This window comes from Yinghuangia aomiensis (assembly GCF_039542225.1).
Taxonomy (GTDB): domain Bacteria; phylum Actinomycetota; class Actinomycetes; order Streptomycetales; family Streptomycetaceae; genus Yinghuangia; species Yinghuangia aomiensis.
The window spans coordinates 35,580-46,805 of record NZ_BAABHS010000042.1 but is presented as its reverse complement, the minus strand read 5'-3'; the positions used below and the strand labels follow the sequence as shown (position 1 = coordinate 46,805).

Genomic DNA, 11,226 nt, shown 5'->3' with positions numbered 1-11,226 from the left:
CGGGCCGCTGCGCTCATCGCAACGGCAGCCGCCCTCGTTGTCACCGCCTGCACCGCTGAATCCAAGGACGACGCCGGCCAGGCCGCCTCTGGCGCGCCGATGCCGCGCATCGCGCCGGGCGTCACGGACACCACCATCAAGATCGGCATCGCCTACCCGGACTACGAGGCCATCAAGGCGTACGTCAAGATCGACCCTCTGCCCACCGAGGACATCTACAACGCGCTCATCAAGAAGATCAACGACAGCGGCGGCATCAACGGCCGCAAGATCGTCCCCGTCTACGGCAAGCTCAACATGATCAGCCCGGCATCCGCGCAGGAGACCTGCGTGAAACTGACCGAAGACGAGGACGTCTTCGCGGTGCTGGGCGCTTTCAACACCGATCAGCCGCTCTGCTACGTGCAGACCCACGAGACAGCGCTGATCGGCGGTCCCCTGCCCAAGAAGACCTACGCCCTAGCCCAGGCCCCGTGGTTCAGCGAGCTGCAAGGCGGCGACGAACTCGACAAGGGTGTGGGGCTACTCGCAGCCAACGGCCAATTGGCGGGGAAGCGCGTCGCGGTCATGTCGAACGTGGCCGACCAGGCCCAGATGAAGGACCACGTCATCCCCGCCCTCCAGGCGCTCGGCATCACACCCGTGGAAACCGGTGTGCTGGACGCCCCCGCGCAAGACGCCGCGGCCGTTGCCCAGCAGATGGGCGTGTTCATCCAGAAGTTCCAGTCCTCCAACGTCGACACGGTCCTCAGTGTCGGATACGTGAGCGGGGTGCTGCTGCCCGCGCTGGAGAAGAGCAAGTTCCGGCCCCGGCTGATGTTGACCGAGCCCCTGGCCGCGGCAACGTTCCTGCGGAGCCCCGGTCAACACGACCTCGCGATGTTCAACGGTGCCGCCGCCGTCGGCTTCGACATCCCCTGGAACGACCCCGGGACGCAGGAATGCGTGGCCACGGTCTCCGCGGCCATTCCGACCATCAAGGACAAGCTCGTCGACCCGGATTCGGTCCCGGCGGACAAGCCTGCACCGGACGACTCCCCCCGGACCGCATGCCGCAACCTCGCCTTGTTCAAGGCCATCGCGGAGAAGGCCGGTCGTGATCTGAACTACGAGACCTTCCAGAACGCCGGGTTCACCCTCGGCACGTTCGACCTGCCGACGTACACCGCGCCCGCGACGTACACCCGCGACACCCCGAACGGGGCTGTCCCGCAGCAGTTCTTCGTCTTCGACCCGGCGCTGCGTACCTTCGTCCTGCCGAAATCCTGACCGACACCGCGCCCGCTGCCGGCCGGGCTTGATCGCGAGGCCCTGCCGACGCACTGAACAGCCGGTCGGCCGCGCGCCACAATACCCAGCCCCTTCACCCGCCACCCGCACTGGACAGGCGCCCACCACCGCGACAGGTGACATTCCTGTCGCCGACCAGGAAACGAGCAGACAACATGGCCGTCTTCGCGTTGAGGTTCGACTTCCGCAATCCCGATTTCGCCGGCACCACGATGGGGGAACGCTTCGCCGCCGCCTTGGACATGGTCGAGTGGGCGGACCGACTCGGATTCATGGCGGTCACACTCTCGGAGCACCACGGCAGTGAGGACGGCTACCTCCCTGCCCCGCTCCCGCTGGCCGCCGCCATCACCACCCGGTCCAGGAACATGATGATCAACATCGCGGCGGTTCCCGCACCGCTGCACGACGCCTTGCACTTGGCCGAGGAAATCGCCGTCGTCGACCTGATCAGTCAGGGGAGGGTCGGCGTCGTCCTCGCCAACGGCTACGTCCAGTCCGAGTTCGACATGTTCGGCGTCTCGATGAAGGACCGGGCACGGCTCACCACCGAGACCGTGCATACCCTGCGCGCGGCGTGGACAGGCGAACCGTTCGAATACCGGGGACGTACCGTGCGCGTGACCCCGAAGCCCTTCCAGCCCGGCGGCCCACCGATCATCCTCGGCGGCAGCGTCGAGGCCGCGGCACGCCGCGCCGCCCGCATCGCCGACGGCTTCATGCCCTCCAGCGCCGGTGTATGGGACTTCTACCGGGACGAGATGGTCACCCTCGGCAAAGAAGACCCGGGCCCCTACTTCGGCGTCGGCACCGAGTTCCTCCACCTGTCCAAGGATCCCGACCGGGACTGGGAGCGCATCGCCCCCTACGCCATGCACGAGTCCAACGCATATGGCGCCAACATGGCGGCGGCCGGCACTGAGGGCATCGGTGGATTCTCGGTCGCCGAGAACGCGGACGCCCTCCGCAGGACCGGCCAGTACCGCGTAATCACTCCGCAGCAGTTCGCTGCCGAGCTCAACGCCGCGGGAACGGCAGCGTTCGGGCTGTTCCACCCGCTCATGGGCGGCATTCCGCCGGAGCTGGCCTGGGAGAGCCTCCGCTTGTTCGAGTCGGAGGTTCTCCCCGCCCTTGACTGACATGCGGCGGCGCGGCCGTCTGGCGGCGCGGAGCCGGGTCACAGCGCGGACGGGCGGGCGAGGTTCCGAGACCCGCCGCATCGCCGACTCGGCGCCGTCGGCTCCGCGTACACCGGTTCCGTGGCTGGCGTTGATGGCCACTCCTGCGGCAGCGAGCGCCACCGCACCCGCTCTGATCCTGCCCGACATCGCGAGTTCATTGGCGGTGTCGACGACTGCGGCGACCTGGGTGGTCGTCAGCTTTGCCATGGCCACGGCCATAGGCAACCCGCTGATGGCGGCCCTGATACGCCGTCACGGGCTGCCGCGCGTATTGGGAGCAGGCACGATTTTGGCTGTGCTCGGCGTGTTCACGGTGGCGTGTGCGCCGAACCTGCCGCTCCTACTGGCCGGACGGGCGATGCAGGCGCTCGGCAGTACGGCGCTCGCCGCGGTGGCGATGAACCTGGCCGGGACGGTACGCCGCATGGGGGTCATCACCGCGGGCTTCGCGTTCTGGGGCGGGATCGGCCCACTAACCGCGTCGCTGCTCAGCGCAGCCGTCTCCTGGCAGCTCGCGCTCTCCGCATCGGGAATCGCGCTGGCTGGCGTCCCCATGGTTATGTGGCATCTGCGCCGCATGCCCGACGTGGCGGTCGGCGCGGACCGCTTCGACGCCCGCGGCGCGACACTTGTCGCGATCGGTGTGTCCGCGCTGGTCCTCGCACCGCGGTATCCGCGCCTTGGTATCGGACTGGGCGCCGCCGCCGCGGTCGTTCTCGCCTGGCATGTGCGTCGACGACCGAGCGGATTCGTGCCCCGGGACCTGCTGCGTGACCGGATCTATCTGGGCGCGACCAGCGCTGCGGCAGCCCTGGCGACCGCGCACTTCGGGCTTCTGTACGCACTGCCTCTGCGGTTGCGCGACACGACCGACTGGACGGCCACCACAATCGGCATCACGCAGATGTCCGCTCTTCTCACCGGCGCAGCCGCGTCCCTGGGCTTGACAGCCGCCTCAGCGCGGATGGGGCGGCGACCGGTGATCACCGTACTCGTCGGGTGCGGCCTGGTGGCACCGGCGACGTCGCTGCTGGTTCCGTGGAGCCCCGTGCTCGTGCCCGCCGCCGCGCTCGGCGCGGCGGCGGCGTTTGGTGGGCTCTCCACGCTCGGCGTCCTCGTGTCCCACCGAGCGCCCCCGCCTCTGGGGGCCCAGGCCTTGGGATTGCTGCACCTCTCCTACCAACTGGGTGCCGCGCTCGGGCCGTTCCTTGCCGTCGTCACATTTGCCGGGTGACGCACCCCCCGATGACGATCCGACAATTCGACGACCTCCGAGACGTTGTTTGCGGTCGTCCATACATCTGTCACTGCAGATGAACTATTCGGTCCCCGCATGCACTGCGCCGGGCGGCATTCCAGACAGTAGTGGTGGCCACGGCGTCCCAGGGTCGACGGGCATCGGCCCTGTCCCGCGGACAGTACGCGACCGATGGATCGTGCGCGATCCCGCCAAGACGACCTTGGCCGCCGGACCGGCCTGATCGCACTCGGCCGCGCAGCCGGGTTCAGCGTTCCCGCCGCTTCCGCCGCCGAACGGGAGCTCACGGCGCTCGTACGGGATCTCGGAATGTCCGCCACCATCAGCTACCCCAGCGGCGGCCACATCGTCGTCGGTAGCCGCGTCCCCGCCGGCGGGAACCACGACGCCGTGCGCATCGGACAACGCATCCCCTTCGCCCCGCCCTGCGGCCCGGGCCTGGTCGCCCGGGGAACGGAAGCCGCGGTTGAGAGCTGGGCTCACCCGCGCCCTGAAAGGCACCCCGAGCGCCGCCGCCGATTCCGGGAGGTCCTGGCTACGGTCCGGCGTCGCGGCTACACCGTGGAAAGCACCGCTCCCGCCTTCCGGCGCCTGCGCGCCCTCCGCTCCGAACTCGACTCTCTCTCGGTCCGCCACCCAGCCGTCACCGAACTCCTCGACGAGGACCTCCGCGCGTCCCACACGTATCCGGTGGTGGTGACGTCCGCTCCCGTTCACCGGCGCCGGGCACGCGGCCCTCAACGTCAGCGCGTCCGTCTTGGCGGAATTGGACCCGGCCGGCGGGCGGGCGGATCGGCGACCGCATGCTCGCCGCCGCGCACGCCTTCACGAAGCGCCTCGGAGGCTCAGCGCCACACGGGTTCCCCGCAACATCGACGGGCCGCTGACCAACCCGCACCCCAGGCCTCCCCCGCGTTGGCGATCGGATGCTCGACCAGGCGCGGCCCCCGGGGAACAGCCGTCGGCCGTCGCTGCGTCCAAGTACACGGTCGCGCGTTCGGACTGCGGCGTACCCACTCGCTCCCTGTGGCCGACGTCACCGGAGCGGCCTGACAAGATCTTCTATGCAGCATATGTTGCATTGAGTTAACGTTCCCCCGACGTCCCCGCGCGGCGGGACGATCCCGACGAGAAGGAAGAACACGATGCCGTCTCGGCTCCGGAGCGCCCAGTGGTACGCGGGTTCCGACCGCAACGCCTACATTCACCGCGCCTGGATGCGTCGGGGACTCCCCCGGGACGCCTTCTCCGGCAGGCCGCACATCGCGATCGCCAACACCGCGTCGGACCTGACCCCGTGCAACGCCCATCTGGACGAGGTGGCCCGGTCGGTACGCGACGGAGTCCACGAGGCCGGCGGCATCCCGCTGAACCTCCCGGTCATCTCCCTCGGCGAGACGCAGGTCCGCCCCACCGCCATGCTGTGGCGCAACATGGCCGCGATGGCGATCGAGGAAATGCTGCGCGCCAATCCCATCGACGGAGTCGTGCTTCTCGGCGGATGCGACAAGACCATTCCGGCGCTGCTCATGGCCGCGGCGTCGGTCGGCCTCCCCGCCGTGGTCGTGCCCGGCGGCCCAATGCTCACCGGCAGCTTCCGCGGACGGCCTCTCGGGTGCGGCACCGACGTATGGCGGCTCAGTGAGGAGGTTCGCGCGGGAACCATGACCGAGCAGGAGTTCACCGGCTCGGAATCGTCGATGATCCGAAGCCGCGGCCACTGCAACACCATGGGCACCGCCTCGACGATGGGCCTGCTCGCCGAAGCCCTCGGCATGGTCGTGCCCGGGCTGGCCGGGACCCCTGCGCCTGACAGTCGGCTGCTCGAAGGCGCCCACACCACCGGGAAACTCGCCGTCGAACTCGTCCACGAGCAGCGCACCCCCGCCACCGTGATCACCGCCGCGTCCTTCCGCAACGCGATCGTGACGCTCGCGGCGACCGGCGGATCCACCAACGCCGTCGTGCACCTGCTCGCACTCGCCGGCCGCCTCGGCGTGGGCTTGAACCTGGACGACTTCGACCGGATCGGCGCGGAAGTTCCGCTGCTTGTGGACCTGTTGCCGTCAGGCAGGTTCCTCATGGACGACTTCCACCGCGCGGGTGGCCTGCGTGCGGTGCTGCGCGAGGTCCGCGACCTGCTCGACACGACCGCGATCACCGTCAACGGCAAGCGGCTGGTGGACGGCTTGGACGAGGCTCCCATCTGGGACCACGAGGTCATCCGCACCCGCCAAGCGCCGCTGCGCCACGATGCCGGAATCGCCATACTGCGCGGGAACCTGGCTCCCGGCGGCGCGATCATCAAGCCCGCCGCCGCGACCCCGGCACTCATGACCCACCGCGGCCGAGCGGTGGTGTTCGACAGCATCGAGGACCTGCACGCCCGTATCGACGACCCGGACCTGCGGGTCGACGCCGACTCCGTGCTGGTCTTGCGCGGCTGCGGACCCAAGGGGTACCCCGGCATGCCCGAGGTCGCCAACATGCCCCTTCCCCGCAAACTCCTCGAACAGGGAGTGCGCGACATGGTCCGGGTATGCGACGGCCGGATGAGTGGAACCGCGTACGGCACGGTCGTCCTACACGTCGCCCCCGAAGCCGCCGCGGGCGGCCCGCTCGCCTTGGTCCGCGACGGCGACCTGATCCACCTGGACGTCCCCGGACGGACCCTCACGCTCGAGGTCGACGCCGCCGAACTGGCCGCGCGTACACCCGCCGAGGCCGCAGTGTCCGCCTACGCAACCCCCCGACGCGGCTGGGAACGCCTGTACGTCGACCACGTGATGCAGGCCGACACCGGTGCCGACCTGGACTTCCTCGTCGGCGCGTCCGGATCGGAGGTCAGCCGTGAATCCCACTGACACCGACGCACCCGCGACCTTGCTTGCTCCCATCGACCAGGACCTCGTCGCGGCGTTGGAGATCGCCCGTGTGGGCACGGTTGCCGCGCGTCCGAGCGACCGGCTCGCACACGCGCACGACGCCTCTCACTACCTGCTGACCCCACAGGCGATCGTGCGCCCAAGCGACACGGCCGACATGAGCAGGCTCGCCCGCTTCGCCACCTCCCACGCGATGCCGCTCGCCTTCCGTTCCGGAGGGACCAGCCTGAGCGGCCAGGCAGGCACTGAGCACCTGCTCGTCGACACCCGCCGGCACTTCCGCCGCGTTGACATCCTCGACGACGGGCTCCGGGCCCGGGTACAGCCGGGAGCGACGGTCCGCGGAGTCAACGCCCGTCTGGCCCGTCACCACCGCAAGCTCGGCCCAGACCCGGCCAGTGAAATTGCCTGCACGATCGGCGGCGTCGTCGCCAACAATTCCAGCGGCATGACGTGCGGGACGACCCACAACACCTACCGCACCCTCGAATCCGCCGTCCTGGTCCTCGCGAGCGGCAACGTCATCGATACCGCCCGCCCCGATGCCGACGACGAACTCGCCAGACTCCAACCGGAACTGCACGCCGGACTGACGCTCCTGCGAGACCGCGTGCGTGCCGATCCGGACTCCATGGACCGCATCGCGCGGCTCTACGCGATCAAGAACACCATGGGTTACGGCCTCAACTCGTTCGTCGACCACGACAGCGCCGTGGACATCCTGCTGCGCCTGGTCATCGGCAGCGAAGGCACTCTGGCCTTCGTCGCCGAGGCGACCTTCCGCACGGTGCCACTACCCACGCACTTCGCCACCGGCCTACTCCTGTTCGACGGCCTCGAAGCCGCCACCGCCGCGCTGCCCGAACTCATCGACGCGGGCTTCGCCGCTATCGAGCTGATGGACGCCACCAGCCTGCGCGTCGCGCAACGCGACCCCGAGGCCCCGTCAAGCCTCCGAGCCCTCACTGTTGCCGACCACGCGGCGCTGCTCGTGGAGTTCCAGGAGTTCGACGACATCGGGCTCGACGCGCGCGAAGACGGCTCAACCCATCTGTGGTCCAAGTTTCCCCTCGTGTCGCCGGTCGAGCTGACCCGTGACGCGTCCGCACGCGGACAGTTGTGGCATGTCCGCAAGGGCCTCTACGCCCTCGTCGCCGGCGACCGGCCCCGCGGAACCACCGCGCTGCTGGAGGACATCGCGGTGCCGCCGGACCGCCTCCTTCCGACCTGCCGGGCTCTCACGGGCCTGTTCGTCGCGCACGCATACCAGGATTGTGCGATCTTCGGGCACGCCAAGGACGGCAACATCCACTTCATGCTCACCGAGCGCTTCGACGACTCCGCCAACCTCGACCGCTACCTCGCCTTCACCGAGGACATGGTCGACCTGGTGCTCGCTCAGGGCGGCACCCTCAAGGCCGAGCACGGCACCGGCCGCATGATGGCCCCCTATCTCGCCCGCCAGTACGGGGACGAACTCCACGCCGTCATGCGCGAGATCAAACGCCTTGCCGATCCGGACGGCATCCTGAACCCCGGTGTGCTGATCGCCGAGGACTCCCGTGCGCATGTGCGGAACCTGAAGTCGACGCCTCCCGTCGAGGCCGAGGTCGACCAGTGTGTCGAGTGCGGGTACTGCGAACCTGGCTGCCCCTCGAAGGACCTGACCACCACCCCCCGCCAGCGGATCGTCCTGCGTCGCGAGATCGAACGCGCCCACATCGGCGGCGACCACGCCCTGGCCCGGGCGCTGGAGGACGACTACGCCTACGACGCCATCGACACCTGCGCCGTCGACGGCATGTGCGAGACGGCCTGCCCGGTGCTCATCAACACCGGCGACCTCGTCCGGCGACTGCGAACGGACCGGCGTACGACCGCCGAGCGCGCGACGTGGACGTTCGCCGCCAAGCACTGGGGCGGCACCACCCGCACCATGAGTGCAGCGCTCAAGGTTGCCGCGGCGCTCCCGGACGGGGTCGCTTCGGCAGCCACCAGGGCCGCCCGCGCCCTGCTCGGCGCCGACGCGGTTCCGCTGTGGACACCGGACCTGCCGCGCGGCGGCGGCCCGATGGCAGCCCCCGCGCCGCATGATGCCGACGTCGTCTACTTCCCCTCGTGTGTCTCTGCAATGTTCGCCCCCGCGCGGGGCGGTAATGGCGTCCGGTCAGCCTTTCTGTCCCTGTGCGAAAGTGCCGGTCTCAAGGTCGCCGTCCCACCGCGTACCGGGTCAACATGCTGCGGAACCCCATGGAAGTCCAAAGGTCTGAGCGACGGGTACCGCGAGATGCGTGTACGCGTCGAACACCTGCTGATGGAGGCGACCACCGGCGGGCGTCTCCCCGTGGTCTGCGACGCTTCCTCGTGCACCGAAGGGCTCCTCGCCTTGGAACTCTCCGCCCAGGGAACGCCGCTCACCATCATCGACGCCGTCGACTTCGTCGATCGCGTGCTCCTACCCGAGCTCCCGCCGGTATCGAAAGTCCCGGACATCGTGGTGCACGCCACGTGCGCGACCACCCGCCTAGGCATCACCGGCGCTCTGCTGCGTGTCGCCGCCGCGGCGGCGGACACGGTGCACGTCCCCGACGATTGGGGCTGCTGCGGCTTTGCCGGCGACCGGGGCATGCTTCACCCCGAACTCACCGCATCCGCCACCCGACGCCAGGCGCAACGTCTTCCCGAGGCCGACGAGTTCGTCTCGGCAAACCGCACCTGCGAGATCGGCATGACCCGCGCCACCGGCCACCCCTACCGGCACGTCCTCGAGGTACTCGCCTCGGGGGTCAGGGCCGCCGCATCGGAGGCCGGTCAATGAATGCCCTCAGGCAGTGGATCGCGAGACCGGCGACCTGGACCACCTACGCGCTCGCCGAAGGCCCGGTCTGGGACGCGAAACGCCGACGCCTCCTGTGGGTCGACATCGTCGCGGGACGAGTCCATGCCGGCAAGCTCGACGGCTCGGCCATCCAACCGGCAGAGGAGTTCGCGGTCGGTACATTCGCCGGATCCGTCGCTTTCACCGCAGATGGCGAGCTCGTCGTCGCGGCGAAGGAGCAACTCACACGAATCCGACCCGACGGAACTCGCGTTCTCGGAACGCGAATCCTGCCGGACGGCTCGACGCGCCGACTCAACGACGGCGCCGTCGACCCGGGTGGACGGTTCGTCGTCGGCTCTCTCTCATTGCACGGGCCGGGCAGTGGCGAATGCCTCGTCGTCGTCGACCACGACGGGACAGTCCGTGTCCTCGATGAGGATCTGACCCTGTCCAACGGCATCGCGTGGTCCGCCGACGGCACCTGCATGTACAGCGTCGACACCCTCGATGGTGTCGTCCACTCCCGCGCCTGGGATCCGGCCTCCGAGGTGGTCGGGCCGCGTACGGACCACATCACACTTGCCGGTGAGCTGCCCGACGGCATCGCTGTCGACGCAGACGACCACCTGTGGGTGGCCGTCTGGGGAGCAGGCCAAGTACGGCGCTTCACTCCCGACGGCCGTCTCACAGGTGTCGTACACGTCAATGCCCCGCACACCTCAGCCGTCACCTTCGCCGGGGACGACCTGCGGACCCTCGTGATCACGACCGCACGCAACGAACTGCCGGTGCGGGCACTTCGCCGATATCCGGACTCCGGCCGCCTGTTCACCGCTCGCATCGAGGTCCCCGGCCTGTCGGCCACCCCCTGGCGGCCACCGACCGTCTGACCGACCCCGCCCCACACAACACCGTCCGAGGAGAACCATGTATCTCATGCGTATCGGGCCCGCCGGCTCCGAGCGCCCCATCGTGCGCCTTGACGACGAACGCTATGTCGATGTGTCCGACCAAGTCCCTGACTTCGACGAGAGCTTCTTCCGCGACGGCGGACTGGACCGCCTTGCCGGGATGGTGGACGAGCGGGTCCGCAGCGGCGCTCTTCGTCATTTCGCGGGCGAGCGCGTCGGCGCGCCGATCGCCCGGCCGCACCAGATCCTGTGCATTGGGCTCAACTTCAGCGATCATGCCGCCGAGACCGGCCAGGCCGTTCCCGACGAGCCGATCGTCTTCACCAAGTCCCCGAACACTCTCGTCGGGCCCCATGACGACGTCCGGCTGCCCCGTGGGGCAACGAAGCCGGACTGGGAGGTCGAACTCGGCATAGTCATAAAGAAGCGGACCAGTTACCTCGCGTCGATTGAGGAAGCCTGTGACGCCATCGCCGGCTTCCTCGTCGTGAACGACGTCAGTGAACGCGCCTTCCAGCTCGAACGCGGCGGCCAGTGGTGCAAGGGCAAGTCGGCGGAGACGTTCAACCCGGCGGGACCGTGGCTCGTCACACCTGACGAGATCGGCGACGTGCTGAGCCTCGATATGTGGCTGGACGTCAACGGGGTCCGCCGACAGAGCGGGTCGACGTCCACGATGGTCTTCGACCCCTTCTTCATCGTTCACTACCTCAGCCAGTTCCTGGTCCTCGAACCCGGCGACCTCATCAACACCGGCACCCCTCCCGGTGTCGGCATGGGGTTCAACCCGCCGGTGTGGTTGCAGGCCGGCGACGTGGTGGAGCTCGGCATCAACAGTCTGGGCTCCCAACGCCAACGCGTGATCCCCGCGAGGTGACCC

The 11,226-nt window shown here is 69.0% G+C and carries 7 protein-coding genes; all 7 read left to right on the top strand.

Going from position 1 to position 11,226, the window contains the following annotated elements:
- Positions 1-99 precede the first annotated feature (99 nt).
- The 7 genes from ABEA93_RS36240 to ABEA93_RS36210 all read left to right on the top strand — a co-directional run bounded on the left by ABEA93_RS36240 (position 100) and on the right by ABEA93_RS36210 (position 11,223).
- Positions 100-1,269, top strand: coding sequence for an ABC transporter substrate-binding protein (locus tag ABEA93_RS36240; protein ID WP_345680197.1), 1,170 nt, complete (start codon positions 100-102; stop codon positions 1,267-1,269).
- 176 nt (positions 1,270-1,445) lie between these two features.
- On the top strand, positions 1,446-2,429 hold the full coding sequence (locus ABEA93_RS36235; RefSeq protein ID WP_345680196.1) for an LLM class flavin-dependent oxidoreductase: 984 nt from the start codon (positions 1,446-1,448) through the stop codon (positions 2,427-2,429).
- Between the two features lie 133 nt (positions 2,430-2,562).
- Positions 2,563-3,705: an MFS transporter gene (locus tag ABEA93_RS36230; RefSeq protein ID WP_345680195.1), complete on the top strand. Its 1,143-nt coding sequence runs from the start codon at positions 2,563-2,565 to the stop codon at positions 3,703-3,705.
- 1,169 nt (positions 3,706-4,874) lie between these two features.
- Positions 4,875-6,593, top strand: coding sequence for an IlvD/Edd family dehydratase (locus tag ABEA93_RS36225; protein ID WP_345680194.1), 1,719 nt, complete (start codon positions 4,875-4,877; stop codon positions 6,591-6,593).
- Positions 6,580-9,432: an FAD-binding and (Fe-S)-binding domain-containing protein gene (locus ABEA93_RS36220; protein ID WP_345680193.1), complete on the top strand. Its 2,853-nt coding sequence runs from the start codon at positions 6,580-6,582 to the stop codon at positions 9,430-9,432. Before ABEA93_RS36225 ends, ABEA93_RS36220 begins: the two co-directional genes overlap by 14 nt.
- Entirely contained in the window at positions 9,429-10,325 is an 897-nt protein-coding gene (locus ABEA93_RS36215) for an SMP-30/gluconolactonase/LRE family protein (RefSeq protein WP_345680192.1), read from the top strand. The genes ABEA93_RS36220 and ABEA93_RS36215 overlap by 4 nt, the downstream gene beginning before the upstream one ends.
- A 37-nt stretch (positions 10,326-10,362) precedes the next feature.
- Positions 10,363-11,223, top strand: coding sequence for a fumarylacetoacetate hydrolase family protein (locus ABEA93_RS36210; protein WP_345680191.1), 861 nt, complete (start codon positions 10,363-10,365; stop codon positions 11,221-11,223).
- Positions 11,224-11,226 lie beyond the last annotated feature (3 nt).

Coding starts and splice junctions, on each gene's coding strand:
- ABEA93_RS36240 (WP_345680197.1), top strand. CDS start 100: ATGCCGCGCATCGCGCCGGGCGTCACGGACACCACCATCAAGATCGGC.
- ABEA93_RS36235 (WP_345680196.1), top strand. CDS start 1,446: ATGGCCGTCTTCGCGTTGAGGTTCGACTTCCGCAATCCCGATTTCGCC.
- ABEA93_RS36230 (WP_345680195.1), top strand. CDS start 2,563: ATGGCCACTCCTGCGGCAGCGAGCGCCACCGCACCCGCTCTGATCCTG.
- ABEA93_RS36225 (WP_345680194.1), top strand. CDS start 4,875: ATGCCGTCTCGGCTCCGGAGCGCCCAGTGGTACGCGGGTTCCGACCGC.
- ABEA93_RS36215 (WP_345680192.1), top strand. CDS start 9,429: ATGAATGCCCTCAGGCAGTGGATCGCGAGACCGGCGACCTGGACCACC.
- ABEA93_RS36210 (WP_345680191.1), top strand. CDS start 10,363: ATGTATCTCATGCGTATCGGGCCCGCCGGCTCCGAGCGCCCCATCGTG.